Origin of the sequence: Thioclava sp. (genome assembly GCF_048263065.1) — a bacterium.
Taxonomy (GTDB): Bacteria; Pseudomonadota; Alphaproteobacteria; order Rhodobacterales; family Rhodobacteraceae; genus Thioclava.
In genome coordinates, this window is record NZ_JBLXEM010000003.1 from 221,338 (window position 1) to 247,530 (window position 26,193).

A 26,193-nucleotide genomic window follows, 5' to 3' on the forward strand; every position below is an offset into this window, starting at 1 on the left:
TGAATCCATGCTGGATCACTGCGACAGGAGCGATTTTCGAACGCAATTCACCCGCGATCCTGCGGCCTTACGGCGCCATCCCGCGCTGGTGTTGAACGCCGATTTCAGGCCACTTTCCTATTACCCGCTCTCGCTTTGGCCTTGGCAAGAGGCGATCAAGGCGGTGTGTCTGGATCGGGTCACGATACTCGCCGAATATGATGAGGTGGTGCGCTCTCAGCGCCAAGCCATAAAAATCCCCTCTGTTGTGGTGCTCAAGGACTATGTTCGACCCCAGAAGCGCGTGGCATTCACGCGCTTCAATCTTTTCCTGCGCGACGAATTCAAATGCCAGTATTGCGGGGCCAAGGGCGATCTGACCTTTGATCATGTGATCCCACGCTCGCGCGGGGGGGTGACGAGCTGGGAGAACGTCGTTGCCGCCTGCTCGCCCTGCAATCTGCGCAAGGCCAACAAGCCACTGGCGCGCTCGGGGCTGACATTGCAAAAACCCGCGCGCCGCCCGAGTCCCGAGGAAATGCAGCGCACGGGGCGGCGTTTCCCGCCCGGGCACTTGCACGAAAGCTGGATGGATTTCCTGTATTGGGATACCGAGCTGGAGGCGTGAGCGCGCTTAGGGCTGGCTTGTTGCACAAAGCCGATAGGGCAGGATACCCACGCGAGGCCCTATCACCGATGATAAGATCCGCGCCGAGATCCTGTCGATCTCGACGCTATGCTTTCGTCGCGGGCCACCAAAAGCGCCGACCCCTTATTCCAACTCCACAAGCAGGTCCTTGGCGTCGATTTGCGCGCCCGGCGTGACATGGAGCGCCTTGATCGTGGTCTCGCGCTCGGCGTGGATGCCGGTTTCCATCTTCATCGCCTCAATCGTTAACAGCAGATCGCCGGGCTTGACGGATTGGCCCACGCTAACCACCACACTCGCCACAGAGCCGGGCATTGGCGCGCCGATATGGTTGGGGTTGGCGGGATCGGCCTTGGGTTTGGCAGCCGTCGTGGCTTTGACCGCACGGTTGGGCACACGCACGGCGCGGGGCTGGCCGTTGAGTTCAAAATAGACCTTCACCTCGCCCAGCTCATCCGTATCGCCTTGCGTGAGGAAACGGATTTCCAACGTCTTGCCGGGGTCGATTTCCGCCGAGATTTCGGTCTGCGGTTCCAGCCCGTAAAAGAACGTGGGCGTGGGCAGGGTGCGCACGGGGCCGTAGGTGTCGTGGCGCGTGGCGTAATCGGTGAAGACCTTGGGATACATCAGATATCCCGCCAGATCCTCGTCATCGATCGCGATGCCAAGCTGTTCGGACAGATCCTTGCGCGTCTTTTCCAGATCGACGGGGGGCAGGTTTTTGCCGGGGCGTTCTGTTGACGCCACTTCGCCCTTGAGCACCTTTTTCGAGATCCCTTCGGGCCAGCCTCCGGGGGGTTGGCCCAGATTGCCGCGCATCATGTCGATCACGGAATCGGGGAAGGAGACATCCTTGGCCGGGTTGAGCACGTCTTCCTTGCTCAGCCCCTGCGCCACCATCATCAGCGCCATGTCCCCGACCACTTTGGAACTGGGCGTGACCTTGACGATATCGCCGAAAATCTGGTTGGCATCGGCATAGGCCTGGGCCACCTCGTGCCAGCGTTCTTCAAGGCCCAACGAGCGCGCCTGACTTTTGAGATTGGTAAACTGGCCGCCGGGCATTTCGTGCAGGTAGACCTCTGAGGCCGGGGCCTCCAGCCCGCTCTCAAAGGCGGCATATTGATGGCGCACGGCCTCCCAATAGTTCGACATCCGCCGGATCGCGGCGATATCAAGCCCGGTGTCGCGTTCGGTATGGGCCAGCGCCTCCACGATGGAGCCAAGACAGGGCTGCGACGTGCCACCCGAAAACGCATCCATCGCCGCATCGACCGCATCCACGCCCGCATCGGCGGCCGCCAGAACGGTCGCGCCCGCGATGCCGCTGGTGTCATGGGTGTGGAAATGGATTGGCAAGCCGACCTCGGATTTCAGCGCGGCAATCAACTGGCGCGCGGCGGCGGGTTTCAACAGCCCCGCCATATCCTTGAGGCCAAGCACATGCGCGCCCGCCGCCTCAAGCTCTTTGGCCATGCCGACGTAATACTTCAGATCGTATTTCGCGCGATCGGGGTCAAGAATATCACCTGTGTAGCAGATCGTGCCTTCGCAGACCTTGCCGCTTTCAATTACCGCATCCATCGCGACGCGCATGTTCTCGACCCAGTTCAGCGAATCGAAGACGCGAAACACATCCACCCCGGTCGCGGCGGCGCGCTTAACGAAGAACTCCACCACGTTATCGGGATAGTTCGTGTAGCCCACACCGTTTGAGGCGCGCAGCAGCATTTGTGTCATCACGTTGGGCAGATGGGTACGAATGTCGCGCAACCGCTGCCAAGGGCATTCTTGCAAGAAGCGATAGGCCACGTCGAACGTCGCGCCGCCCCAACATTCCACCGAGAACAGATCACTTAAGTTAGACGCATAGGCGGGCGCGGCCTTGATCATGTCGATCGAGCGCATCCGAGTCGCAAGCAGCGACTGATGCCCGTCGCGCATCGTCGTATCCGTCAGCAACAGCTTGCTTTGCGCCTTCATCCAATCCGCGACCGCTTGCGGGCCTTCGGCTTCCAGCAGGTTACGCGTGCCCGGCTGCGGCGTGCCCTTGAGGTCGGGCAGGCGGGGCGCTCTCGCCTCGGCATGGGGTTTCGGGCGGCCGGCGGTTTCAGGATGACCGTTCACGGTAATATCTGCGATATAAGTCAGGATTTTCGTACCCCGGTCGCGGCGCAGTTTGAAATCGAACAGCGCGGGCGTGGTGTCGATGAATTTCGTCGAATAGCTCATATCCAGAAAGGTCGGGTGCTTGAGCAGATTGATGACGAAATCAATATTCGTGGACACGCCGCGAATACGAAACTCGCGCAAGGCCCGGTCCATTCGGCGGATCGCCTGATCGGGCGTCTGCGCCCAAGCCGTGACCTTCACCAGAAGCGAATCGTAATAGCGCGTGATGACGCCGCCCGCATAAGCGGTGCCGCCATCAAGGCGAATCCCCATGCCGGTGGCGCTGCGATAGGCGGTCAGACGGCCATAATCGGGGATAAAGTTGTTTTGCGGGTCTTCCGTGGTCACGCGGCATTGCAACGCGTGGCCCGAAAGCTGGATGTCCGATTGCGCGGCAGCGCCGGTCGCCTCGGTCAGGGTCGCGCCCTCGGCGATCTTAATCTGGGCCTGCACGATGTCGATGCCGGTCACTTCCTCGGTGACGGTGTGTTCCACCTGCACGCGCGGGTTGACCTCGATGAAATAGAACTGGTCAGTGTCCATATCCATCAGGAATTCAACGGTGCCTGCGTTTTGATAGCCCACCGCATTGCCGATTTTCAGCGCCAATGCGCAAACCTCGGCGCGTTGCGCGTCACTCAGGTAGGGGGCAGGGGCGCGCTCAACCACTTTTTGGTTGCGCCGCTGCACGGTGCAGTCGCGCTCATACAGATGATAAAGTCCGCCGTGGGTATCGCCCAAAAGCTGCACCTCGACATGGCGCGCGCGGATGATCATCTTTTCGAGATAGCCCTCGCCATTGCCAAAGGCGGCTTCGGCTTCACGACGGCCTTCGCGAACTTTTTCGACCAGCTCGTCCTCGGAATTGATCGGGCGCATCCCACGCCCGCCGCCACCCCATGACGCCTTGAGCATGAGCGGATAGCCAACCTTGGCAGCCTCTTTCTTGATCGCGTCGAAATCATCGCCCAGAACATCGGTCGCGGGGATCACCGGCACATTGGCCTTGATCGCGACCTGACGGGCAGACGCCTTGTCGCCCAATGCGCGCATCGTTTCGGCCTTAGGGCCTATGAAAGTGATGCCAGCATTGGCGCAAGCCTCGACGAAATCGGGATTTTCTGACAGCAGGCCGTAGCCCGGATGGATCGCATCCGCGCCCGATTCCTTGGCCACGCGAATAATTTCCTCAATGCTAAGATAGGCCCCTACAGGAGATAACCCCTCACCGATGCGATAAGCTTCGTCAGCTTTGAAACGGTGCAGACCCAACTTGTCCTCTTCGGCGTAAACGGCGACGGTTTTCTTGCCCAGCTCATTGGCTGCGCGCATCACGCGAATGGCGATTTCACCGCGGTTAGCCACAAGGATCTTGTTGAACATGGGTCTCTCCCGATCTACCAGAACGCCGCAAACGGTAGCGTTGCCGCGCCGCAGCGCAAGACCTATCTGCAAAGCGCGGCAAATTTACAGGCAATGCGCGGCGAGTTTGCAAAGTCGGATTCCGACTATTGACTAGCCCCGTTTGCTGGGCAAGGTGGGCGGATGATCGATCTGCGCCCAGTAGGCTATATCATCGGTATGCTACTCTCCGTGCTGGGGCTAACGATGCTGATCCCGGCGGCGGTGGATTGGGGGTATGGATCGCCCCATTGGATGGTTTTTGTCGAAAGCGCCATTCTGACGGTCAGCGCCGGTGCGGTGCTGTCATTGGCCTCACGCGATGCGCTGCGCAGCACGCTCAATATTCAGCAAAGCTTTGTTCTCACGACGGCAGTCTGGCTGACGCTGCCACTGTTTGGCGCACTGCCGATGATGCTGGGCGCGCCGCATCTGGACCTGACGGATGCCTATTTCGAGGCGATGTCGGGCCTGACTACCACGGGCACCACGGCGATTACGCATCTCGATGGCTTGCCGCCGGGGGTGAACCTGTGGCGCGGCTTGCTGCAATGGCTCGGGGGACTTGGGATTATCATCGTTGCGATGATTTTCTTGCCGGTGATGAAGGTCGGCGGAATGCAGTTTTTCCGCTCGGAAGGCTTTGATACGCTTGGTAAAATCCTGCCACGCGCGATGGATATCTCAACCGCGCTGATCCGCATTTATGTTGGCCTTACGATTGCTTGCATGCTGACCTATATGGCGCTGGGCATGACCGGGTTTGACGCGGTGATGCATGCGCTGACCACGCTGAGCACGGGCGGATTTTCCAATTACGACGCCTCTTTCGCGACCTATAAGGGGGCGCCAGAATATGCGGCCTCGGTCTATATGGCGCTGGCTGCGATGCCGTTTATCCGCTTTGTGCAGATGACGCAGGGCAATGTGGTGCCGCTTTGGCGTGACCCGCAGGTGCGCGCGTTTTTGCGCTGGATGGGCTACGCAATCGCGGTGATCGTGATCTACCGGATGATCCGCCACGAGACCTCGTTCTTGCCCACGTTGCGCGAGGTCACGTTCAACGTCGTCTCGACCTTTACCGGCACCGGTTACGCCTCTGAGGACGTCACCCAATGGGGCCATCTCGCCTTTACCGTTCTGATCATTTCGGGACTTATCGGGGGCTGCACATCCTCGACCGCGTGCTCGGTCAAGGTGTTTCGCTACCTGATGCTGTTCGAGGCGATCAAAGTCCAAATCCAGCGACTTTATTCGCCCCATCGACTACTGCGCGTGCAATATGACGGGCAGGGGGTTGAGGATGGCATCGTCAACTCGGTCGTGGCGTTCTTTTCGCTGTTCATCCTGACTTTCGGGATTTTGATCATCGCGCTGACGTTCACGGGGCTGGAAACCGAAACGGCAATGACCGCCGCATGGACCTCAATCGCCAATATTGGCCCGGCCTGGGGCCCTGAGATCACCGCGAATGGTTCGGTTGCGCATTTCCCGGCCAGTGCGAAATGGCTGATGAGCGGGGCGATGTGCATCGGGCGGCTCGAATTGATGAGCGTGCTCGTGCTGTTCCTACCCCGCTTCTGGCGCGCCTAAATCACTTCCAGCACGACACCCGCACCACCATCTTATCCGCGATCTGTTGCAGGTCTTCGGCGGCTCGCGCGCCTGAAAAACTGGCCGCCTCGGGGGCGTAGCCGTTTTGCGACAGGGTCGGGGCCATCGCCTGCGCCTGTAGGGCGGCATGCAAGCCATCGGGCAGCATCCGGCTGGCATCCTGCGCAGGCGGCAGCAACATCCCCATCACCGCGCCCGTGCCATCAAGCACCGGCCCGCCAACATCACCTGCGCGCGTCTTGGCCTCTATGCGGGCCTGATCAGTCTCGCCCGCAAGCCCCTTAAGCGCGCTCAGCGTGCCGAAATTCAACACCGGCGCGGGCAGGGCCTCGGGGTAGGAAAACCCCGCCACGGTTATTTGCGCGCCCGCCAGCGGCGGCGTGGTAGCAAACTGTGCAAAGCCCTTGGGGGCCAGCGCATCACGCGGCTGCACCACCGCAAACCCCGTTTGCGCATCATCATGGGCCAGATCGGCGGGGTGGTCATCGACGGTGATGCGCCCGCATTGCGCAAGCCCCTGCGCCGCCGTCAACACCGCGCCCTTGTCATCAATGAAAAAGCCCGAGCGCGAAAACACCGGCGCGCGTTTCTCAATCCCTGCCATCAGGGCCGCGCGGGTGACCGACATCGGCTGACCCAGCGTGGCATCAAGCGCCGCCGTGCCAATCGGTTTGAAGCTCGATTTCATTGCCTCCAGCACGCGGGAGCGGCGTTTGTCATCGCCCGCAGGCCAGACCAGCACAAACCCCTTGATCAGCCCCTTGGACAGCGTGGCTTGGGTGTAGGACTGGATCGCGCTATTGCTGCCCTCAATGGTGAAATCGTTCCCGCGCAGATTGCGCTCGCCAGAAACTGGCACGATTTCCAGCGTCTGCATCGCATCATACAGGCCACGCAGCCGCGCCGCATCACCGGGTTGCGAGATTAGCAAGATCTGCACGCCGCTATTATCCTTAGAGGCGTAACTCACGAATGGCGCGTTATAGCGCGCGAATTGCACCAGCCCGAGAGGCATCTCGATCGAGATTCCGGCCTCGGTCTCATCCACCGTTTTCAGCCCCAATTCCGCCCGCGCCGAGGCCACGCGATCCAGCAATTCCATCTGCTGCGTCGAGGACAGAACCCCCGTCGGTTCAAAGCCGTTCTTGACTTGCCAATCGGCGATGGAGCTGCGCGTGCCCCGCCCGAACAGCCCGTCAATCGCGCCCGAATAGCTGCCCTCCCAGTCCAGCGCAGCTTGAATGTCGCGGCGTTGATCGCGGCTCAGTGCGCCCTCAAGGCGTCGCGAGTCGGCCAGCGTTTCAGTCGCGGGTCGCGCGGGCGCTGCAGGCTCAGCGGCGGGGGTTTCCGCGCCCGATGCCGCGCCAAGGGCAGGGGCGGGCGCGGTAAGGGGCTGCGTCTCGACCGGCTTGATCGGCGCGCCACTTAGGCTTGCCCCAACGGGCCAGAATTGCTGCGTGAACTGCGCGCCATCAGCCACGAAACTGTCGCGCGGAATTAGCCCGTCTAGACGCAGCGCACGACGGCGATCATCGGCGGCCTGCTCATCCGCGAACGGCCCGAGCGTGATCGCATGCCAGCCCGACTTCAGCCGGAACCCCGAGGCGTCCGGAAACATCCCCGACCAGTCGCGCGCGCGCTCTTCGGCCTGCGCCAGCGAGGATTTCGCCTCGATCTGCACCCAAGCCTGCGCCCATGCGGTGCCCGTCCAGACCATCGCCGTCAAACTCGCCCCGACAATGACCGAAATCGCTTTGTGACCCTTGCGCATACCCAACCCTTTTACACGTTTTGCCGCGCAACTTAGCGAAACCTCGCGCTGCGTCACCCCCTCAAATGGCAGGAAAATCGTTGATGTGGGGCTTGGGCCGCAAATTGGCCGCCTCGCAACGCCTTGCCCCCCTTGCTTCGCGCGCCCCCCTTGCCTAGGAAGAAAGCGCTTTATACGAGGTGAGACATGGCCAATCCCGACGCTCCGAAATCGTTTCAGGAAATCATTCTGCGACTGATGAGCTATTGGGCCTCCAAGGGCTGCGCGGTGCTGCAACCCTATGATATGGAGGTCGGCGCAGGCACGTTCCACCCCGCCACCACCTTGCGCGCGCTTGGCGACAAACCTTGGGCCGCGGCCTATGTCCAACCTTCGCGCCGCCCCACCGACGGGCGCTACGGCGAAAACCCCAACCGTTTGCAGCACTATTACCAGTATCAAGTGCTGATCAAGCCAAGCCCGCCTGACTTGCAAGAGCTGTATCTCGGCTCGCTCAAAGCCATCGGGATTGATCTTGAATTGCACGACATCCGCTTTGTCGAAGATGACTGGGAAAGCCCGACTTTGGGCGCTTGGGGCCTTGGCTGGGAGGTCTGGTGTGACGGCATGGAAGTGTCGCAATTCACCTATTTCCAACAGGTTGGCGGGCATGATTGCCGCCCCGTCGCGGGCGAATTGACCTATGGTCTGGAACGTCTGGCAATGTATGTGCTGGGCATCGACCACGTCATGGACATGCCCTATAATGACCCGTCCGCGCCGATTGCGCTGAAATATGGCGACGTGTTTCGCCAGACAGAGCAGGAATATTCCCGCTGGAATTTCGATGTGGCCGATACCGACACGCTGTTGCGCCATTTCGAGGATGCCGAGGCCGAATGTGGCCGCATCCTTGCCAGTGACGACACCGACGATGCGGGCCGCAAGATCATCATGGCGCATCCTGCCTATGATCAATGCATCAAGGCCTCTCACCTATTCAACCTGCTCGATGCGCGCGGCGTGATCTCGGTCACGGAACGCCAAGCCTATATTGGCCGTGTGCGCACGCTCGCTAAGGCTTGCGCCGACGCCTTCGTGCGCACCGAGGCAGGGGGCGCGCAGCCAGACGAGGCCGCAGCGTGAATGGTAAATATATCGGGGGCGGCATCGTGTTGATCGCGCTGGCCTTTGGCGCGGGCGTCTATTACGCGCAGGAATACGGATATTACGAACAGGTCTCGGCCACGGCCCCGGCGGCTGCGATTACGCTGGCCGAACTTGGCGGCACGCTCGACCCGATTGATGTGGCAGGCTATCAGGGCATTGATGCCGACAGCTCTCCGCTGCGCTACCGGGCCTGTTTCCGCACCGATATCTCTTTGGCCACCGCCACCGAAACCTTTCAGGTCTATGACGCGCCCACCCCGCTGATCGGCCCGAAATGGTTTGACTGCTATGACGCCAAGCGCATCGGTGCCGATCTTGAGGCCGGGCGCGCCGTGGCCTTCTTGTCCCAACACGACATTCACGACGGCGTGGATCGCGTCGTAGCGATCTACCCCGATGGTCAGGCCTTCGTCTGGCATCAACTGAATTCAGAAGCGGAGAAATAACATGCCCGATCTTTTGATTGAACTGTTCTCCGAGGAAATCCCGGCCCGTATGCAAGCGCGTGCGCGCGCCGATCTGCAAAAACTCATCACCGATGGCGTCGTCGAGGCGGGTCTGACCTATGCCCATGCGGGCGCATTTTCCACGCCGCGCCGTCTGGTGCTGGCGATCGAGGGGCTGACGGCCAACTCGCCCACCCTGCGCGAAGAGCGCAAAGGCCCGCGCACCGACGCCCCCGAAAAGGCGCTCGACGGATTTTTGCGCGCCACCGGTCTTTCGAAGGACCAGTTGGAAATCCGCGACGACAAAAAGGGTCAGGTCTATTTCGCCACCATCGAGCGCCCCGGCCGCCCCGCGACCGAGATCGTGGCCGAGGTGCTTGAACAAACGATCCGCAACTTCCCCTGGCCGAAATCCATGCGCTGGGGCGCCGGCAGCTTGCGCTGGGTGCGCCCGCTGCACTCGATCCTCGCGATCCTGTCCGACGAGGCCGGCGCGACCATCGTCCCGCTTGATGTCGATGGCATCATCGCAAGCGACAGCACGCGCGGCCACCGTTTCATGGCCCCCAATGCGTTTTCGGTCGGCGGGTTTGAAAGCTACGCCAAGCAGCTTAAAGCCGCAAAAGTGATGCTCGACCCGGCCGAGCGCGCCGACACGATCTGGCATGACGCGCAGCAAATGGCCTTCGCCAAGGGCTGGGAAGTGGTTGAGGACAAAGGTCTTCTGGGTGAGGTCGCTGGGCTGGTCGAATGGCCGGTGACGCTAATGGGCCAGATCGACGATGAATTCCTCGACCTGCCCCCCGAGGTGCTGCAAACCTCGATGAAGGAACATCAGAAATTCTTCTCGGTCAGAAACCCCAAAACCGGTCGGATCGAGGGTTTCGTGACGGTCGCCAACCGCGAGACCGCCGATCATGGCGCGACTATACTTGCAGGCAACCAAAAGGTGCTCTCGGCGCGGCTGTCGGACGCCAAGTTCTTCTGGGAAAACGACCTGCGCATGATCAAGACCCACGGGCTGGAAGGCATGGCCGAAGGTCTGGATGCCGTGACCTTCCACAACAAGCTGGGCAGCGTGGGTGATCAGGTCCGCCGGATCGAGGCACTGGCGCGCGAAATCGCCCCCCTCGTCGGTGCAGCCCCCGATCTCGCTGCCGAGGCCGCGCGCGTCGCCAAAGCCGATCTAAGGTCGGAAATGGTTTATGAATTCCCCGAATTGCAGGGGGTAATGGGCCGATATTATGCAAAAAGTGCTAGTTTGGATGATCGCGTCGCCGACGCCGTGCGCGATCATTACGCGCCTTTAGGCCCGTCCGACGCAGTGCCAAGCGAACCTGTCTCGGTCGCTGTGGCGCTTGCCGAAAAGATCGACAAACTCACGGGCTTCTGGGCGATTGACGAGAAACCCACGGGCAGCAAAGACCCCTTCGCGCTGCGCCGCGCCGCGCTGGGGGTTATTCGGTTGGTGCTGGAGAATGGGTTGCGTTTCAACCTCATTAATGTCGTCAATATCGTAGACTTTATTGACTTCTCTGAGGATCAATTTCAACGCCAGGTAGCGCGTGAACTACTCAATAAAGCGACCGGAGATGAAGATGAGCGCCAGTCGCTTATCCGTGCGTCTGGTCTTGTCGCTTCATCTGCTACCGATGCGGCGATTGAAAGAGTTGCTTCACAGTGGGTCATGCTTGATGAGGCACGTAAAGACCTCCTCACCTTCTTCCACGACCGCCTCAAAGTCTTCCTCAAAGACCAAGGCATCCGCCACGATGTCATCGACGCGGTGCTCGTGCCTGTTGAGTCTGCGGCGGCAAGCGCCGCGATGCCGGGCAGCGACGACCTTACCCTCGTGGTGAAACGTGCGCAGGCGCTCAGCGAAACCCTCAAAACCGAGGACGGGGCGAACCTGCTTCAGGGGTTCAAACGCGCCAATAACATCCTCACCCAAGCAGAAGAAAAGGACGGCGTCGAATACTCCTTTGGCGCAGACGTGAAATTCGCCGAAACGCCCGAGGAAAAAGCCCTCTTTGCGGACCTCGACGCCGCCGAAACCAAGATCGCACCGGCAATGGAAGCAGAGGATTTCGCCGCCGCGATGGCCGCGATGGCATCGTTGCGCGGCCCCATTGATGCCTTCTTCGAGGCGGTGCAGATCAATACCGACAGCGAAGTGATCCGGCGCAACCGCCTCAACCTGCTGTCGCGCATCCGTCAGATTTGCCTCAGCGTGGCCGATCTCACCCGGATTGAGGGCTAAGCCCTTTCATCTGGCCAAAAATACTCCCGCCGGAGGCTCCCGCGCGCGTCCCCTGTCCAACCTCTGGGGCAGGGCGCTTGGGTAACGCTACGTCGTTTCTCGTGCCGATGCCCTTGCGAGTGCGAGGAATCACCCTATTCTGCCTGTGTGGAGAATTATGCTGCAATGCAGAAACTGCTTGAAATCGCTGACTTTGTCACCTTGACGCCCTCGGCCTCGGTCGAGACGGCGACTCATGGCTGGCGCGCAAAATGCCTGCAACGGCTGATCCGGCTGGATTTGCCGGTGCCAACAACCGTGTCGCTGCCTGCCCAAACCGTGCGAGCAATCGCTGCAGGGCAAAATGTTGACACCACCGCGTTGGCCAATGAATTCGGCCCGCAAATGCTGGTCTCTGTGCGCTCCAGCCCGGAAAATCCCGAATGGGGTGGGCCGGGCACGGTTCTGAATGTCGGCATGAACGATGATATGCACGCGCATCTGTCCAACACCCACGGCTCTGAGGCGGCGGATGCGCTGTATCTGCGTTTCGTGCAGCTTTACGCTATCCATGTCGCGCGCCTTGATCCTGATATGTTTCAGCAAGATCCGGGGCCGGGCGCGCTGGAACTCGCCCTTGACGCCTATGAGGAAGAGACCGACGAGCGTTTCCCGCAATCGCCCGCGCGTCAGTTGGGCGAGGTGCTGCGCTCAATGGCGCGCGCTTGGGAAGGCACGACCGCCCGGCTACTGCGTCAAGCCAAAGGCGCGCCGCCCGATGCTACGCTGGGGCTGTTGGTGCAGGAAATGGCATTGGGGATCGGGCCGGGGCTGTCTGGCTCGGGCACCATCCAGTTCGTTGATCCGGTGACGGGCGCGACCCAAGTGACGGGGCGGTTTCGCGGCCAAAGTCAGGGGCGCAAATCCGCGATTGAGGCGCTGTATCTGACGCGCGATCCGCGCGGTGCCTCGCTGCAAGAGGCCGATCAGCGTGTTTTTGACCAGCTTTGTGAGTATGGCGCCGCCTGCCGTGTGCAATTGCGCGAAGAGATGCAGATCGAATTCACCATTGAATCGGGTGAAGTCCATGTGATCGACGCGGTGCGCGTGCCGCGTTCGTCGCGGGCCGCCGTGCGCATCGCGGTCGCTTTGGCCGAGGATAAGGTGATTTCGCGCGAGGATGCGCTGCTGCGCGTGGAGCCCCGCGCGATCACGGAATTGCTGCACTATCAGGTCGATCCGCGTGCCCCCCGCGATGTGCTGGCGCGCGGTATTGCGGCCTCACCCGGTGCGGCGACGGGCAAGATCGTGTTCACGGCCGCTGCTGCTCAGGCCTCGGCCGCGCGCGACGAGCCATGCATTTTGGTGCGCCGCGAAACCTCGCCCGAGGATATTCGCGGCATGCACGCCGCTGTGGCGGTGCTGACGGAACGCGGCGGCATGACCTCTCATGCGGCGGTGATCGCGCGCGGTCTGGGCCTGCCCTGCATCGTGGGCTGTTCCGAGATCGAGTTGAACGCCCGCGAGCGTCAGTTTCGCGGCCCCAAAGGGCGGATTTTCCGCGAGGGCGATATCGTCACGCTCGATGGCACCAATGGCGAGGTGCTTGTGGGCAGTGCCGAGATGCTTGCGCCCGCGCTTGATGACGGTTTCCGCACGCTGCTGCACTGGGCCGATCTGGTGCGCGATATCGGCGTTCGCGCCAATGCCGATACGCCCGATGATGCGCGCACCGCCTTGATGTTTGAGGCGGACGGGATCGGTCTGTGTCGCACTGAACATATGTTCTTCGACGAAGATCGTCTGACTGTCATGCGCGAGATGATCTTTGCCGACAGCCCCGAAGATCGCCGCGCCTCGCTTGAACGTCTGCTACCGATGCAACGCGCCGATTTCCTGACCCTGTTTGAGTTGATGAAAGGCTCGCCGGTCTGCATCCGTCTGTTTGACCCGCCTTTGCACGAATTCTTGCCCCATGACCGCGAGGGGATGCGCGAATTGGCCGAGGCGCTGGATCGTCCGCTGTCGGATGTGATGCGCCGCTGTGAGGCGCTGAGCGAGTTCAACCCGATGCTGGGGATGCGGGGCGTGCGGTTGGGCATCACCGTGCCCGAGATTTACGATATGCAGGTGCGCGCGATTTTTGAGGCGACGGTCGAGGCCAAGCGGCGCGGCGCTGAAATCGTGCCCGAAATCATGATTCCGCTGGTGTCGGCCTCGCGTGAGGTCGAGCTTGTGAAGACCCGAATGGATGCAGTCGCGTCCACCGTGCGCAACGAAACGAAAGCCGATTTCAGCTACAAGTTGGGCGTGATGGTCGAAACCCCGCGCTCGGCCTTGCGTGCAGGGGAGATTGCTGAACACGCCGCCTTCTTGTCTTTTGGAACCAATGATTTGACGCAGATGACCTACGGGCTGTCGCGCGACGATGCCGGGCGTTTCATGTCCACCTACGTCAATCAGCAAGTCTATGGCGAGGACCCGTTCCACATTCTCGATGTCGAGGGTGTGGGCGAGTTGTTGTTGATGGGTGCGGCGCGCGCGCGTGCGGCGCGGCCTGACATCACGATCTCGGTTTGCGGTGAACATGGCGGCAACCCCGAATCAATCGCGTTTTGTCGTGCGGCGGGCTTTGATTACGTGTCGTGTTCGCCCTTCCGTGTGCCTGTGGCGCGCTTGGCCGCGGCCCATTTCGCGCTTTTGGCTCCGCGCGGTCGCACCGGGCTTTGACGGGCGCGTAAATAAGCGAAATCTCGCGCAGTTTCACTAATTCCTGTTGGTAATTTCCGCGTTCCCGAGATATGCGATTCTTCTCAGGCTCGCGCTGAAATCCGCAGAGCAACTGGCAAGAATCCGCCGCAAATCCACTAGGGTTTGTGCTGCGGTGCAGCATGTTATGGACTTTTTCTGACATTGGCGTTATCTGGGCGCGGTCACGCCTCTGGGGGGGATGTGGCGATTGTCCTTATCGGAAGAAAACCATGTCAGTGCTGAAAAGCTGGACGGGGGGCGCGATCGTCCTCCTGGCCCTCGCCGGAGGCTTGCGTGCCGAAGTAACGGTGAGCCAGTCCAATGATCCGTCCGAAGTGGCCGAACAAGGCCTTATGTCTGTCCTGTGGCAGGAACGCTCGGCCATGAGCGCAATCGACAAGCGTCGGGTGACCGCGCTGACGATGGCGCCGGCCCATTCCAAATCTGTTGCGCGCAAAGGGGCTTTGCCCGGCGTGCTGTCGGCCAGTTGGCTGGCGCAGCAACCCAAAGCCACGGGCGGCGCGCAATTCGAATGTCTCTCCAAGGCGCTGTATTTTGAAGCGCGCGGTGAAAATGTCAAAGGCCAGCAAGCTGTTGCCGAAGTGATCTTGAACCGGGTCGATGATCCGCGCTTCCCTGGCTCGATCTGCGGTGTCGTGCATCAATCCAATTCGCGGGGCTGCCAGTTTAGCTGGTATTGCGATGGTCGCGCCGATGCGGTGCACAACTCGGGCGCATTCGCGCGCGTTGGCAAAGTGGCGCGTGCGATGATCGACGGCGCACCGCGCAGCTTGACCGACGGGGCGACTTATTTCCACACCCGCAACAGCTATCCCCGCTGGTCGCGTGTCTTTGATAAGACGGCGGCAATTGGACATCACCTGTTTTATGCCGATCCGATCCGCACCGCCTCGAACTGAGGTCGCGTATCGTATCTGAAGTGACGGATGAGGGTGGGCTTTGTCCCGCCCTTTTTCTATGCTCGCCATGACTGCGCAACCCCCGGAGGCGGCCTTGAGTTCCGACATCACACTGGCTTTCGCCCATCCCGAGGCGCGTGCGGCGGCTTCGGCTCCTACCGATCCGCGAGATAGAATTTCATTGCGAGATCATGTGGTTGAGGCAGATATCGGAGCGTTCCAGCAAGAGCGTGGCCATTCGCAACGTTTGCAATTCAACGTCGTTGTTGAGGTGCGTCAACTGCCCGAGCCGCTGGAAGATGATGTCGATCGCATCCTGTCCTATGACCGCATCACCGAGGCGATCGCGGCTGAGTTGGCCGAAGAGCGGGTAAACCTGCTGGAAACCCTCGCGGCGCGTGTGGCTGAACGTGTGCTGGCGGCCCCGCAAGCGATGCGGGTGTTCGTGCGCATCGAGAAACTTGATCGGGGCCCCGGTGCTTTGGGCGTGGAAATCGTGCGATCGCGTGCAGCGGCCCCAACCAGGGGCCTGCGCGCCGATGGCGGCGAAGAGGCGCTGCACCCGGTTGTTGCGTTTCTCTCCAACGCCGCGATTGATGCCCCCGATCTGGCCATGCGTCTCGATGCGTTGCAAGCCATGGGTGCGCCAGTGATTTTGGCCGTGGGCTTGCCGGACGGGGCGGTCGTGCAAAGCGGGCAGGGGCCGACCCAGCGCCGCATCGACCTGTTGGCGATTGAACAAAACGCATGGCGGCTGGCGGCGCGCGATTCGCGCTGCGTCGTGGTCGCGACCCGCACCGAAATCGACTGGGCGATGCGCCACGGTCAAATGGTGGTTTGGGCACCCTCGAAAATCGTGCTCGATGCGGTCGATGGCCCCAGCGCACCGGCTCATAATGCCGTGGCGCTGACGCTGTGGCTGGCCGAGCATCTGGCCGCCGCGCGCCTTGAACTTCACGGAGATATTTCAGCCCCGGCAGGAAGTCGCGTGCCGATCACGACAAAGCCAATCTGAAACGCTTGAACTCTGCGCGCCGATGCGGTGAATGGATCGCATGGAAAAGACCTATTACCGCGCGATTGCGCGCACCGATACCGCGCGTCCCAACAGCGCCCTGACATTGGCCGGTGGCTGGTGCTGGTTTGACGAGGTCGAGATGATCCGGCGCGACGCCGATCCTGAAATCATTCCCGCCACGCATCTGCCCGAAGACGCGATGATCCGCCTGTGTAGCGCGCGCTCGTCCCTTGCAGGGCTGGCTTTGGACGCGCCCCGGATCATGGGGATCTTGAATGTGACGCCCGACAGTTTTTCAGATGGTGGGCAGTTTGACCTTGAGGATGCTGCCATTGCGCGCGCGCTGGAATTGCGGGCCGGAGGGGCGGATATTCTCGATATCGGCGGCGAATCAACGCGCCCCGGTGCCGAGGAAATCTCGGAAGACGAAGAGATTTCGCGCACTGCCCCGGTGATCGCCGCCTTGCGCCAGATAGATTTTGACGCGCCGATCTCGATTGATACGCGCAAGGCGCTAGTTGCCGATCAAGCGCTGGAATCGGGCGCGGATATGCTCAACGATGTCTCTGCAATGGCGTTCGACCCCGCGATGGTCGAGGTGGCGCAGGTGTCCGGCGTGCCGATTTGTCTAATGCATGCCCAAGGGTCGCCCGAGGATATGCAAGACGATCCGCGCTACTCTGACGTGCTGCTCGACGTGTATGACTATCTTGAGGACAGGATTGCGTTGGCCGAGGCACATGGCATCGAACGCGCTAATATCATCGCCGATCCGGGCATCGGATTTGGCAAGACGTTGCAGCACAATCTGGCGCTTATCCGCGGGTTAAGCCTGTTTCACGGCCTGGGCTGTTCGCTCCTGCTTGGCGCGTCGCGCAAGAAATTTATCGGCACGATTTCCCAGACAGAAGAGGCCGATCAGCGTATGCCCGGCACGCTTGCTGTGACCTTGGCAGGCTTGGCGCAGGGCGTGCAGATCCATCGCGTCCATGATGTTGCCGAGATTGCCCAAGGCATCCGGCTTTGGGACGCGATCACACGAGGATATCCAGAGGAGGGCGCGCTATGAGCAGAAAGCTTTTTGGCACCGACGGGGTGCGCGGTCAGGCCAATTCGGGCCATATGACTGCCGAAATGGCGCTGAAGCTTGGCGCGGCGGCGGGGCGGTATTTTCGCACCGATAGTTCGCGCGGGCATCGCGTTGTTATCGGCAAGGATACGCGCCTGTCGGGCTATATGTTTGAAAACGCGCTGACGGCGGGGCTGACCTCGACGGGGATGAATGTGCTCCTGCTGGGCCCGGTGCCCACGCCTGCCGTGGGCTATCTGACCCGCTCGATGCGGGCCGATCTTGGGATCATGATTTCTGCCAGCCACAATCCGGCAAAAGACAATGGAATCAAATTCTTCGGTCCGGATGGTTTCAAACTATCCGACGCCGCCGAAGCCGAAATCGAAGCGATGCTGGATCAAGAGATCCGCCTTGCCCAGCCTGAAAACATCGGTCGCGCAAAACGCATTGATGACGGGCTTGGCCGCTATGTCGAATATGCTAAAACGACCTTTCCCAAGGGTGGGCGTCAGGGACTGAAAGTGGTCGTTGATTGCGCCAATGGTGCTGCCTATCGCGCCGCCCCCGCCGTGTTGTGGGAGCTGGGTTGCGAAGTGATCCCGGTCGGCGTCTCCCCCGATGGGCGCAATATCAACGAGAATTGTGGCTCGACCCATACGCAAACCTGCGCCGAGGCGGTGGTGGCGCACGGTGCCGATTTGGGGATTTCTCTGGATGGCGATGCGGATCGGGTGATGATCATCGACGAAACCGGCCATGTCGCGGATGGCGATCAAATCATGGCGCTGTTCGCCGCGCGCTGGGCGCAAAGCGGGCAGTTGCGCGGCGGCGCTTTGGTGGCGACCGTGATGTCCAATCTCGGGCTGGAGCGGTTCTTGTCGGGGCAAGGATTGCGGCTGGAACGTACCAAAGTCGGCGACCGCTATGTGGTCGAGCGGATGCGCGCTGGCGGCTTCAATTTGGGCGGCGAGCAATCGGGCCATATTGTGATGACCGATTACGCGACCACCGGCGACGGGCTAATGGCTGGGCTGCAATTCCTAGCAGCAATGGCGGAAACCGAGATGCGCGCCTCTGAACTGGTGCATCAATTCGAAACCGTTCCGCAGATGTTGAAAAATGTGCGATACCGCGCGGGGCAAGAACCGCTCGGCGCATCAAATGTTGAAAAAGTGATAGCCGCAGCAGAGCTGAAACTGGCTGGTCATGGCCGTTTGCTGATCCGCAAATCCGGCACCGAACCCCTAATCCGCGTCATGGCCGAATGTGAGGATGAGACGGTTTTGCACGATGCGGTTGAAAGCATCGTTGCCGCTGTCGAGGCGGAAACCGCGTAAGGGGAGGCGCGGCAACCGCGCGTCGTAAACGCTTCAGCCGCCGAAAAGACGCGAGCCCAGCCAAATCAGCAACGCTGCTTCGTACAAGGTCCAAAATACCCCAATCCAGCGCCAGACTTTTGGCCCCGGCGTGCGCAATACGCTACGCACCAATCCGCTCAGAACGACAAGCCGATATAGCCCCACGGCAAGTGCGACCGACCCGAACAGCGGCTCCAAATGCCCCGGCATCGCCATGGCCGTAAACAATGCGACGATCACCAAAAGCGGCACAACGATCAGCGCGGGCCCATAGTTGCCAATCCAAAACGTATCACCGGGCGATAAGCGACCTGAGAAGAGGTCGCCAAACCACTGGGGCGTAAAAAATTTCGTGCGTTCGGCATGGATCGCGTTCAGCTCGGATTTGGACAGGTTTGCCATAAGGCCTCCGCTAGGTTCGTCGCTAGACTCTGACAAGAAAAAGGGCGCCCCGCAAGGCGCCCCTCCTGATGCATGTCGTCGCGCCTTAGTTGCGATCTTTATCAACCATTTTGCCTTTGGAGATCCACGGCATCATGGCGCGCAGCTTGGCACCGACTTGCTCGATCTCGTGCTCGTCATTGATCCGGCGCGTCGCCTTGAAGAAGGGCTGGCCAACGGTGTTTTCCTGCATGAAATCACGCACGAATTTGCCGGTTTGGATGTCGGACAGAACCGCTTTCATCCGGGCCTTCGTCTCGTCATAGGGCAGGATGCGCGGACCCGAAACATATTCACCATATTCAGCGGTGTTAGAGATCGAGTAGTTCATGTTCGCGATGCCGCCTTCGTAGATCAGATCCACGATCAGCTTCACCTCGTGAAGGCATTCGAAATAAGCCATTTCGGGCTCATATCCGGCCTCGACCAGCGTCTCAAAGCCCATGCGGATCAGCTCAACCAAGCCGCCACATAGCACGGCCTGCTCACCAAACAGGTCGGTTTCGCATTCCTGACGGAAGTTGGTCTCGATGATGCCCGAGCGCCCGCCACCGATCGCCGAGCAATAGCTCAAACCGATATCCATCGCCTTGCCGGTCGCGTCATTTTCCACTGCCACAAGGCAGGGCACGCCGCCGCCTTTGACATATTCGCCGCGCACCGTGTGGCCCGGACCTTTGGGCGCCATCATGATCACGTCGATGCCCGGCTTGGGCTCGATCAGGCCGAAATGCACGTTCAGACCGTGGGCAAAGGCAATCGCCGAGCCCTCTTTAAGGTTGTCATGAACATATTTTTTGTAGGTCTCAGCCTGCAATTCGTCGGGCATGGTGAACATGATCACGTCACACCAAGCGGCCGCTTCGGCGATTCCCATAACCTTAAGGCCTTCGCCCTCGGCCTTTTTCGCCGAGGGGCTGCCATCACGCAGCGCGACGACAACATTCTTCGCGCCACTGTCGCGCAGGTTCAGCGCATGGGCGTGGCCCTGGCTGCCATAGCCCAGAATGGCGACTTTTTTGTCTTTGATCAGGTTCACATCGCAATCGCGATCGTAATAGACGCGCATGGCGTTCCTCCTTTGATGTCTGGAGGCAACAATAGGCATGTTTAGTCGAGTATACTTTCGAAACTTGATAAAATCGCCGTCATTTGGCAAAAACAATTCGTAGTAAACTATACAGATGAGAAATTCATGCAAATCAGTGACGCCGACCGACGAATCTTGCGTCAGATGATGGCAGAGCCGGGCCTATCGGTCGCCGATCTAGCCGAGCGCGCCGGTGTCACAGCCGCGACCTGCTGGCGTCGGATTGAGCGGTTGCGGGAGGCTGGCGTCTTGCGTGGTGAGCATGCCGTGATCAACTGGCATGCCTTGGGCTGGGAGGTTGAGGTGAGCCTGCGCTTTACCCTCGACAAAACAGATCCGCGCGCCTTTGATGAATTCACTATTGCCGCGCGAGAGGTTCCAGAGGTTATTGAAATCCAAAGTTTTCTTGGCTCGACTGATATGCGTTTGCAAATCATCGCGCGCGACATGGCGCATTACCAAGAGATTTATCGCAAGCGCATTTTGACCTTGCCGCATATCGCTGAACTCGACGCATTGATGCTGGTTTCAACGATCAAATCCAGCGCGGAGTTGGCGCTATGAGCCTTGATCTCGATGATCTGGATCGCGCCATTTTGCGCGCGCTGACACAAGATGCCACGCAAAGTGCGGGCGCATTGGGGCGGCATTTGGGGCTGTCGCAACCCGCGACGTGGCGGCGAATCAAGCGCCTTGAGACGGCGGGCGTGTTGGCCGGTCGGCGCGTGGATCTTGATCAAGAGGCGCTCGGATTTGGGGTGACCGTGTTTTTGGGCATCAAGCTGGCGGCGAAGGGCCGCGTGAGTCTTGATGACTTTGAGCGCGCCGTGACCGCCATCCCCGAGGTGCAGGTGGTGCAGCACGTCTTGGGGCTGTTTGACTATCGCTTGCGGGTGACTGCGCGAGATCTACCAGATTTTGAGCGTGTGTTGCGGCGTCGGATTATGACGCTTCCCGGTGTCGGTCAGGTCGAGGCGAATGTGTTGCTCAGCGAAGAGCGACGTCCGGGTCCGTTAGGTTAATTTTTCCTGCGTAAAAAATAGGCGATGCGCGCCCTAAATGAGCAATTCTGTCATTGTCGTGCGCCTCCGCGCTGCGATAAATCCGCCAAGAATGGACGTTATCCCTGCTCAGCGTTTGGATCGTGCAAGAGGGTCCAATGCTAGATGTCAAAGCCGCCAATATTGCACCACCAGTGATGCAGCGCTCGTACGGCGCAGCGCGCGTGGCGTTTGACGGATCGCGGTTGCGCACATTGCAACAACGCGGATCGGCCAAGGCAATCTTGCCACGGGTCACGGCGGAACCGGAAATCGTTTTCCTCAATACATCCGGTGGGTTAACCGCGGGTGATACGCTGGAATATGCCTGCGATCTGCGCGATGGCGCGCGCGTCGTGGCAACCACTCAGGCAGCCGAACGTGCATATCGCGCCGATGACGGTCGCGCCGAGGTGCAAGTGCGCCATCGCGTGGGTGCCAGGTGTTGGCTGGATTGGCTGCCGCAAGAAACGATCCTGTTTGATCGCGCCAAGCTCGCGCGCGAAACAGTGATCGAGCTGGCACCAGACGCAGGATGCCTGATGCTTGAGGCCGTTGTTTTGGGGCGGATCGCAATGGGCGAACGCGTATCGGACTTGCAGTTTTTCGACATGCGGCGGATCGAAAGAGCCGGAAAACCCATATTTGTTGAACCATTCTTGCTCAATTCCGACATACTGGCGCAGGGCACGCGCTCGGCAATTCTGGGCGAGGCGCGCGCGATGGCGACCTTGGTTTTATGCGCACAGGATGCACAAGATGCAGCCGAGGCCGCGCGTGCAGTCCTAGATGAGTCGGGGGTTGAGGGCGCAGTTTCGGGCTTTGACGGAAAATGCGTCATCCGCCTGCTGGCGCGCGAAAACTGGCCGCTGCGCCGCCAGATTTTGCGTTTGATGGAATGCTTGCGTCGTGGGCAGGCAGCACCGCGCGTCTGGCAGATCTGAGGGGAATAGATGAACCTGACACCAAGAGAAAAAGACAAACTCCTGATCAGTCTTGCGGCAATGGTCGCGCGTGGGCGGTTGCAGCGGGGCGTAAAGCTTAACCATCCCGAAGCGATTGCGATCATTAGTGATTTCGTCGTCGAAGGCGCGCGCGAAGGCCGCACGGTCGCCGACCTGATGGAGGCAGGCGCGGGCGTGATCACGGCCGAGCAATGCATGTCGGGAATCCCTGAGATGATCCATTCAATCCAAGTCGAGGCAACCTTTCCCGATGGCACCAAACTTGTGACCGTCCACCACCCCATCCGCTGAGATAAGCCCTGCTTATTCTTAAGCCCTCAAAATAAGTTATGCTAAAGAAAGCCTGTCTGATGAAGCTATTAGTAACCCTAGCCGTCCTCGCGCCCAGCGTCGCGCTGGCCCATCCCGGTCATAGCGCGGGCACGACATGGTTTTTCCATGATGGCCCGATGATCGGCGTGCTGGCACTGACCGCCGCGGCCTATCTTGCGCCGGAACTGGTGCGCGTTTTGCGCCGCAACCGGGGGTGAGGCGATGATCCCGGGGGAAATTCTGCCCGCTGATGGTGAAATCACGCTGAATGCCGGGGCCGAGGTGCTTACGCTGATGGTGGCGAATACCGGCGACCGTCCGGTGCAAGTCGGCAGCCATTATCATTTCGGCGAAACGAATCCGGCGCTGGAGTTTGATCGTGCAGCGGCGCGTGGCTATCGGCTCGATATCGCGGCAGGCACGGCGGTGCGGTTTGAGCCGGGTCAGTCGCGCGAAGTGCGGCTTGTTCCCTTTGGTGGCGCTCGGCAAGTTTATGGTTTTAATCAGAAAGTAATGGGGGCGCTGTAATGGCTGCAACGATCTCGCGCGCGACCTATGCCGATATGTTTGGCCCTACCACGGGTGACCGGGTGCGGCTCGCCGACACTGATCTGCTCATCGAGGTTGAGCGCGATCTCACGACTTACGGTGAAGAGGTAAAGTTCGGTGGCGGTAAGGTCATTCGTGACGGGATGGGGCAAAGCCAGATCTCGCGGGCGGGCGGAGCGGTGGATACGGTCATTACCAATGCGCTGATTGTGGATCATACGGGGATTTATAAGGCCGACGTGGGCTTGCGCGACGGGATGATTGCGGCGATCGGCAAGGCGGGCAACCCTGATACGCAATCGGGCGTCGATATCATCATCGGTCCGGGCACCGAAGCCATTGCGGGCGAAGGAAAAATCCTGACCGCGGGCGGCTTTGACGCGCATATCCATTTCATCTGTCCGCAGCAGATTGAAGACGCGCTGGCCTCTGGGATCACGACGATGCTGGGCGGTGGCACGGGGCCGGCACATGGCACGCTGGCGACGACCTGCACGCCGGGGCCGTGGCATATCGGGCGGATGTTGCAAAGTTTTGATGCGCTTCCGGTCAATCTTGCGCTGTCGGGGAAGGGCAATGCCTCGCGTCCCGAGGCGCTGGTTGAGATGGTGAATGGCGGGGCGGCGGCGCTGAAGCTGCATGAAGATTGGGGCACAACTCCGGGCGCGATTGATTGCTGCCTGTCCGTGGCCGATGACATGGATGTGCAGGTGATGATTCACACGGATACGCTGAACGAGAGCGGTTTTGTGGAAAACACGCTTGCGGCAATCAAGGGGCGCACGATTCACGCGTTTCACACCGAGGGTGCGGGGGGCGGGCATGCGCCGGACATCCTGAAAGTGGTGAGTTCGCCCAATGTGATCCCGTCCTCGACCAACCCGACGCGGCCCTACACGGCCAACACGGTTGAAGAGCATCTCGATATGCTGATGGTCTGTCATCACCTTGATAATAAGGTGCCCGAGGATGTGGCATTCGCCGAAAGCCGCATTCGCAAAGAGACGATCGCGGCGGAAGATATCCTGCATGATATGGGCGCGATGTCGATTATCAGCTCGGATTCACAGGCAATGGGGCGGGTCGGTGAGGTAATCATTCGCTGCTGGCAAACGGCGGACAAGATGCGCAAGCAGCGCGGGCGGTTGCCTGAAGAGCAGGGCGAAAACGACAATGCGCGCGTCAAACGCTATATCGCAAAGTATACGATTAACCCGGCAATCTGCCATGGGATGAGTCGGCATATCGGATCTATCGAGGTTGGTAAACGCGCCGATCTGGTGCTGTGGAATCCGGCGTTTTTTGCAGCCAAGCCCGAGATGGTGCTGATTGGTGGCATGATCGTTTCGGCCCAGATGGGCGATCCGAACGGCTCGATCCCGGCGCAACCGTTTTACACGCGCAATATGTTTGGGGCCTTGGGCGGGGCGCGTCACGCATCAAGCGTAACATTCGTGTCCCAAGCCGCGCAGACCAATGGTATTGCGGCGGCGCTGGGCTTGCAAAAATCGACGCTGGCGGTGGAAAACACCCGCAAGATCGGCAAGGCGGATATGGTTCACAACGCGGCTACGCCCCAGATCGATGTGCATCCCGAAACATATGAGGTGCGCGCAGATGGCGAGTTACTGACCTGCGAACCTGCGACAACCTTGCCGCTGGCACAGCGTTACTTTCTGTTCTGAGGGGGCAATGCACTTACGAGACCAGAGTGAGAGGCGCAGCCCATTGGGGGTGAGCCGGGGCGACGATTTCGGGCAAGCGTTTCGCGGCGCGCTCAGTGGGCGCGGTGCGCAAAACGCGCATCACCTTATCGCGCTGATAGGCGGGGTCGTTGCGAATGGATGCGGGCAGCAGACGCGGGTCAAAGACGGCGTGCCGTTCTGTGCGGATCTCGACCTTGCTCCAACGGCCAATCTTAGGCATGTCGGCGCGGGTCAGATACGCCTCGCGCAAGACAGCCTCGCGGCGTTTGAGCCGAGCAATTTCGGCGCGGACGAGAGCGAGTTCATCGGCAGGGGCGCGGTAATCGAACATTCTGTTTCTCCATCGGTCTTGCCCCAATCCTGCGTGTAGAAGCTTGAAAAAATGTTAATGGAGATAGCGCGATGAGTGATTTTCCGACGGCCGTAAAAATTGCTAAAAAGGGTGCATGGCAGGGTGCTACTGATCATGTTGCGCTGGATTACGAAGGACGATTTTTGCGCCGCAAACGTTTGGTGGCGGATTCGGGGGTGGGGTTTTTGGTCGATCTGGCCGAGGTCACGAATCTGCACGGAGGTGAGGCGTTTGTGCTGGCGGATGGGCGGTTCATTGAGGTGCGCCCGGCGTTGGAACCGGTGCTGGTGATCCGGGGCGATCTGGCGCGGCTGGCTTGGCATATCGGCAATCGCCACACGCCTTGTCAGATCCGCCCGGACCGCTTGGTGATCCGGGCGGATCATGTGCTGGAGGGGATGCTCAAGGGGCTTGGTGCGCAGGTCAGCCCCGGTGTTGAACCCTTCCAACCCGAGGGCGGCGCCTATGGGATGGGCCGCACGATGGGCCACGACCACGGCCACAGCCATCATCACGATCACGGCCAAGGGCATCATCACCACAGTCACGATCATGCCTGAGATCGCCGCGCATTTGTCGCTGATGCAATGGCTTTCGCCGGGGTTTCCGACGGGGGCTTTCGCCTATAGCCACGGGCTCGAGCAGGCGATTGCGGCGGGTGATGTGACGGATGCGGGCAGCTTCGCGCATTGGCTGGAGGATGTGCTGACGTATGGCGCTGGCTGGAGCGATGCGGTGCTGCTGGCCTGCGGTTTTCGCGGTGAAGATCTGGGTGCGCTGGATGATCTGGCGCGAGCGCTTGCGGGCTCGGCAGAGCGGTTGCACGAAACGGTGGAGCAGGGGGCGGCCTTTGCGCGTGCGCAAGAGGGTCTGCGCGGGGTCGCGGTGTCGCCGCGTGCTTTGCCGGTGTCGGTGGCTGATGCGGCGCGCAATTTGCCGCTTGCGCCCGATCAGGTAATAGCACTTTTTCTACATTCTTTCGCGGCGAACTTGGTGTCAGCGGCGGTTAGACTTGTCCCTTTAGGACAAATCTCCGGTCAACGCGTGCTTGCCGAGATGCATGGGCAGATTACCCAGATTGCGCAGCGCGCCGCGCAGGCGAAGACGACCGATATCGCGACCAGCGCCTTTCGCGCCGAGATGGCGGCAATGCAACATGAGACGCTGGATGTGCGTCTGTTCAGGACCTGAGGGGGGAG

The 26,193-nt window shown here is 60.5% G+C and carries 24 protein-coding genes; 19 read left to right on the plus strand and 5 right to left on the minus strand.

Translation table 11 applies throughout. From position 1 onward, the window contains the following. The first annotated feature begins 7 nt into the window (after nucleotides 1-7). Nucleotides 8-607: an HNH endonuclease gene (locus ACN0SD_RS06415; RefSeq protein WP_417807395.1), complete on the plus strand. Its 600-nt coding sequence runs from the start codon at nucleotides 8-10 to the stop codon at nucleotides 605-607. A 144-nt stretch (nucleotides 608-751) separates the two neighbouring features. Here the strand turns inward: ACN0SD_RS06415 and ACN0SD_RS06420 are convergent, their stop codons facing one another. Continuing rightward, nucleotides 752-4,183, minus strand: coding sequence for a pyruvate carboxylase (locus tag ACN0SD_RS06420; protein ID WP_417807396.1), 3,432 nt, complete (start codon nucleotides 4,181-4,183; stop codon nucleotides 752-754). Between the two features lie 162 nt (nucleotides 4,184-4,345). On the opposite strand from ACN0SD_RS06420, the gene ACN0SD_RS06425 reads away from it, so the two are divergent. Then, nucleotides 4,346-5,794 (plus strand): TrkH family potassium uptake protein, encoded by a 1,449-nt coding sequence (locus ACN0SD_RS06425; RefSeq protein ID WP_417807397.1) that lies wholly within the window; start codon nucleotides 4,346-4,348, stop codon nucleotides 5,792-5,794. Nucleotide 5,795: 1 nt separating this feature from the next. Here the strand turns inward: ACN0SD_RS06425 and ACN0SD_RS06430 are convergent, their stop codons facing one another. Next, nucleotides 5,796-7,586 carry a trypsin-like peptidase domain-containing protein gene (locus ACN0SD_RS06430; protein WP_417807398.1) on the minus strand — a complete coding sequence of 597 codons (1,791 nt, stop codon included), beginning with the start codon at nucleotides 7,584-7,586 and terminating at the stop codon, nucleotides 5,796-5,798. 186 nt (nucleotides 7,587-7,772) lie between these two features. On the opposite strand from ACN0SD_RS06430, the gene ACN0SD_RS06435 reads away from it, so the two are divergent. The 8 genes from ACN0SD_RS06435 to glmM all read left to right on the plus strand — a co-directional run bounded on the left by ACN0SD_RS06435 (nucleotide 7,773) and on the right by glmM (nucleotide 18,518). Then, on the plus strand, nucleotides 7,773-8,711 hold the full coding sequence (locus ACN0SD_RS06435; protein WP_417807399.1) for a glycine--tRNA ligase subunit alpha: 939 nt from the start codon (nucleotides 7,773-7,775) through the stop codon (nucleotides 8,709-8,711). Next, nucleotides 8,708-9,181: a DUF6446 family protein gene (locus ACN0SD_RS06440; protein ID WP_417807400.1), complete on the plus strand. Its 474-nt coding sequence runs from the start codon at nucleotides 8,708-8,710 to the stop codon at nucleotides 9,179-9,181. The genes ACN0SD_RS06435 and ACN0SD_RS06440 overlap by 4 nt, the downstream gene beginning before the upstream one ends. A gap of 1 nt (nucleotide 9,182) precedes the next feature. After that, the gene (gene glyS / locus ACN0SD_RS06445) at nucleotides 9,183-11,441 is read left to right on the plus strand and encodes a glycine--tRNA ligase subunit beta (protein WP_417807401.1); all 2,259 of its coding nucleotides are present in this window, start codon (nucleotides 9,183-9,185) and stop codon (nucleotides 11,439-11,441) included. Between the two features lie 165 nt (nucleotides 11,442-11,606). Beyond that, nucleotides 11,607-14,150 (plus strand): putative PEP-binding protein, encoded by a 2,544-nt coding sequence (locus tag ACN0SD_RS06450; protein WP_417807402.1) that lies wholly within the window; start codon nucleotides 11,607-11,609, stop codon nucleotides 14,148-14,150. Nucleotides 14,151-14,401: 251 nt separating this feature from the next. After that, nucleotides 14,402-15,091, plus strand: a complete 690-nt coding sequence (locus tag ACN0SD_RS06455) for a cell wall hydrolase (RefSeq protein WP_417807403.1) — start codon at nucleotides 14,402-14,404, stop codon at nucleotides 15,089-15,091. 94 nt (nucleotides 15,092-15,185) lie between these two features. Further along, complete coding sequence (locus ACN0SD_RS06460) at nucleotides 15,186-16,106, plus strand: dihydroneopterin aldolase (protein WP_417807404.1); 921 nt, start codon at nucleotides 15,186-15,188, stop codon at nucleotides 16,104-16,106. Between the two features lie 40 nt (nucleotides 16,107-16,146). Further along, nucleotides 16,147-17,178 (plus strand): dihydropteroate synthase, encoded by a 1,032-nt coding sequence (folP, locus tag ACN0SD_RS06465; RefSeq protein WP_417807546.1) that lies wholly within the window; start codon nucleotides 16,147-16,149, stop codon nucleotides 17,176-17,178. Next, complete coding sequence (gene glmM, locus ACN0SD_RS06470; protein WP_417807405.1) at nucleotides 17,175-18,518, plus strand: phosphoglucosamine mutase; 1,344 nt, start codon at nucleotides 17,175-17,177, stop codon at nucleotides 18,516-18,518. The genes folP and glmM overlap by 4 nt, the downstream gene beginning before the upstream one ends. Nucleotides 18,519-18,551: 33 nt before the next feature. Here glmM and ACN0SD_RS06475 read toward each other — a convergent pair whose 3' ends face one another. Next, nucleotides 18,552-18,941, minus strand: a complete 390-nt coding sequence (locus ACN0SD_RS06475) for a hypothetical protein (protein WP_417807406.1) — start codon at nucleotides 18,939-18,941, stop codon at nucleotides 18,552-18,554. Between the two features lie 85 nt (nucleotides 18,942-19,026). After that, nucleotides 19,027-20,049, minus strand: coding sequence for a ketol-acid reductoisomerase (ilvC, locus tag ACN0SD_RS06480; RefSeq protein WP_417807407.1), 1,023 nt, complete (start codon nucleotides 20,047-20,049; stop codon nucleotides 19,027-19,029). 126 nt (nucleotides 20,050-20,175) lie between these two features. Between ilvC and ACN0SD_RS06485 the strand changes: the two genes are divergently transcribed. The 7 genes from ACN0SD_RS06485 (at nucleotide 20,176) to ureC (ending at nucleotide 24,621) form a co-directional block, all read left to right on the plus strand. Beyond that, nucleotides 20,176-20,634 carry an Lrp/AsnC family transcriptional regulator gene (locus ACN0SD_RS06485; RefSeq protein ID WP_417807408.1) on the plus strand — a complete coding sequence of 153 codons (459 nt, stop codon included), beginning with the start codon at nucleotides 20,176-20,178 and terminating at the stop codon, nucleotides 20,632-20,634. After that, complete coding sequence (locus tag ACN0SD_RS06490) at nucleotides 20,631-21,092, plus strand: Lrp/AsnC family transcriptional regulator (protein ID WP_417807409.1); 462 nt, start codon at nucleotides 20,631-20,633, stop codon at nucleotides 21,090-21,092. The genes ACN0SD_RS06485 and ACN0SD_RS06490 overlap by 4 nt, the downstream gene beginning before the upstream one ends. A 137-nt stretch (nucleotides 21,093-21,229) precedes the next feature. After that, nucleotides 21,230-22,054 carry an urease accessory protein UreD gene (locus ACN0SD_RS06495; protein ID WP_417807410.1) on the plus strand — a complete coding sequence of 275 codons (825 nt, stop codon included), beginning with the start codon at nucleotides 21,230-21,232 and terminating at the stop codon, nucleotides 22,052-22,054. Between the two features lie 9 nt (nucleotides 22,055-22,063). Next, complete coding sequence (locus ACN0SD_RS06500; protein ID WP_417807411.1) at nucleotides 22,064-22,366, plus strand: urease subunit gamma; 303 nt, start codon at nucleotides 22,064-22,066, stop codon at nucleotides 22,364-22,366. A 59-nt stretch (nucleotides 22,367-22,425) separates the two neighbouring features. Beyond that, nucleotides 22,426-22,605 (plus strand): hypothetical protein, encoded by a 180-nt coding sequence (locus tag ACN0SD_RS06505; protein WP_417807412.1) that lies wholly within the window; start codon nucleotides 22,426-22,428, stop codon nucleotides 22,603-22,605. Nucleotides 22,606-22,609: 4 nt separating this feature from the next. Continuing rightward, entirely contained in the window at nucleotides 22,610-22,915 is a 306-nt protein-coding gene (locus ACN0SD_RS06510; RefSeq protein ID WP_417807413.1) for an urease subunit beta, read from the plus strand. Beyond that, nucleotides 22,915-24,621 (plus strand): urease subunit alpha, encoded by a 1,707-nt coding sequence (gene ureC, locus ACN0SD_RS06515; protein WP_417807414.1) that lies wholly within the window; start codon nucleotides 22,915-22,917, stop codon nucleotides 24,619-24,621. The genes ACN0SD_RS06510 and ureC overlap by 1 nt, the downstream gene beginning before the upstream one ends. A 13-nt stretch (nucleotides 24,622-24,634) precedes the next feature. On the opposite strand, the gene ACN0SD_RS06520 is transcribed toward ureC, so the two are convergent. Then, the gene (locus ACN0SD_RS06520; RefSeq protein WP_417807415.1) at nucleotides 24,635-24,973 is read right to left on the minus strand and encodes a hypothetical protein; all 339 of its coding nucleotides are present in this window, start codon (nucleotides 24,971-24,973) and stop codon (nucleotides 24,635-24,637) included. Nucleotides 24,974-25,044: 71 nt separating this feature from the next. Between ACN0SD_RS06520 and ACN0SD_RS06525 the strand changes: the two genes are divergently transcribed. Together ACN0SD_RS06525 and ACN0SD_RS06530 are read left to right on the plus strand one after the other, a co-directional pair. Continuing rightward, nucleotides 25,045-25,554 carry an urease accessory protein UreE gene (locus tag ACN0SD_RS06525; RefSeq protein WP_417807416.1) on the plus strand — a complete coding sequence of 170 codons (510 nt, stop codon included), beginning with the start codon at nucleotides 25,045-25,047 and terminating at the stop codon, nucleotides 25,552-25,554. Then, a complete protein-coding gene (locus ACN0SD_RS06530) occupies nucleotides 25,547-26,185 on the plus strand; it encodes an urease accessory protein UreF (protein WP_417807547.1) in 639 nt (212 codons plus the stop codon). The genes ACN0SD_RS06525 and ACN0SD_RS06530 overlap by 8 nt, the downstream gene beginning before the upstream one ends. Nucleotides 26,186-26,193: the final 8 nt, after the last annotated feature.

Coding starts and splice junctions, on each gene's coding strand:
- ACN0SD_RS06415 (WP_417807395.1), top strand. CDS start 8: ATGCTGGATCACTGCGACAGGAGCGATTTTCGAACGCAATTCACCCGC.
- ACN0SD_RS06420 (WP_417807396.1), bottom strand. CDS start 4,183: ATGTTCAACAAGATCCTTGTGGCTAACCGCGGTGAAATCGCCATTCGC.
- ACN0SD_RS06425 (WP_417807397.1), top strand. CDS start 4,346: ATGATCGATCTGCGCCCAGTAGGCTATATCATCGGTATGCTACTCTCC.
- ACN0SD_RS06430 (WP_417807398.1), bottom strand. CDS start 7,586: ATGCGCAAGGGTCACAAAGCGATTTCGGTCATTGTCGGGGCGAGTTTG.
- ACN0SD_RS06435 (WP_417807399.1), top strand. CDS start 7,773: ATGGCCAATCCCGACGCTCCGAAATCGTTTCAGGAAATCATTCTGCGA.
- glyS (WP_417807401.1), top strand. CDS start 9,183: ATGCCCGATCTTTTGATTGAACTGTTCTCCGAGGAAATCCCGGCCCGT.
- ACN0SD_RS06450 (WP_417807402.1), top strand. CDS start 11,607: ATGCAGAAACTGCTTGAAATCGCTGACTTTGTCACCTTGACGCCCTCG.
- ACN0SD_RS06455 (WP_417807403.1), top strand. CDS start 14,402: ATGTCAGTGCTGAAAAGCTGGACGGGGGGCGCGATCGTCCTCCTGGCC.
- folP (WP_417807546.1), top strand. CDS start 16,147: ATGGAAAAGACCTATTACCGCGCGATTGCGCGCACCGATACCGCGCGT.
- glmM (WP_417807405.1), top strand. CDS start 17,175: ATGAGCAGAAAGCTTTTTGGCACCGACGGGGTGCGCGGTCAGGCCAAT.
- ACN0SD_RS06475 (WP_417807406.1), bottom strand. CDS start 18,941: ATGGCAAACCTGTCCAAATCCGAGCTGAACGCGATCCATGCCGAACGC.
- ilvC (WP_417807407.1), bottom strand. CDS start 20,049: ATGCGCGTCTATTACGATCGCGATTGCGATGTGAACCTGATCAAAGAC.
- ACN0SD_RS06485 (WP_417807408.1), top strand. CDS start 20,176: ATGCAAATCAGTGACGCCGACCGACGAATCTTGCGTCAGATGATGGCA.
- ACN0SD_RS06490 (WP_417807409.1), top strand. CDS start 20,631: ATGAGCCTTGATCTCGATGATCTGGATCGCGCCATTTTGCGCGCGCTG.
- ACN0SD_RS06495 (WP_417807410.1), top strand. CDS start 21,230: ATGCTAGATGTCAAAGCCGCCAATATTGCACCACCAGTGATGCAGCGC.
- ACN0SD_RS06500 (WP_417807411.1), top strand. CDS start 22,064: ATGAACCTGACACCAAGAGAAAAAGACAAACTCCTGATCAGTCTTGCG.
- ACN0SD_RS06505 (WP_417807412.1), top strand. CDS start 22,426: ATGAAGCTATTAGTAACCCTAGCCGTCCTCGCGCCCAGCGTCGCGCTG.
- ACN0SD_RS06510 (WP_417807413.1), top strand. CDS start 22,610: ATGATCCCGGGGGAAATTCTGCCCGCTGATGGTGAAATCACGCTGAAT.
- ureC (WP_417807414.1), top strand. CDS start 22,915: ATGGCTGCAACGATCTCGCGCGCGACCTATGCCGATATGTTTGGCCCT.
- ACN0SD_RS06520 (WP_417807415.1), bottom strand. CDS start 24,973: ATGTTCGATTACCGCGCCCCTGCCGATGAACTCGCTCTCGTCCGCGCC.
- ACN0SD_RS06525 (WP_417807416.1), top strand. CDS start 25,045: ATGAGTGATTTTCCGACGGCCGTAAAAATTGCTAAAAAGGGTGCATGG.
- ACN0SD_RS06530 (WP_417807547.1), top strand. CDS start 25,547: ATGCCTGAGATCGCCGCGCATTTGTCGCTGATGCAATGGCTTTCGCCG.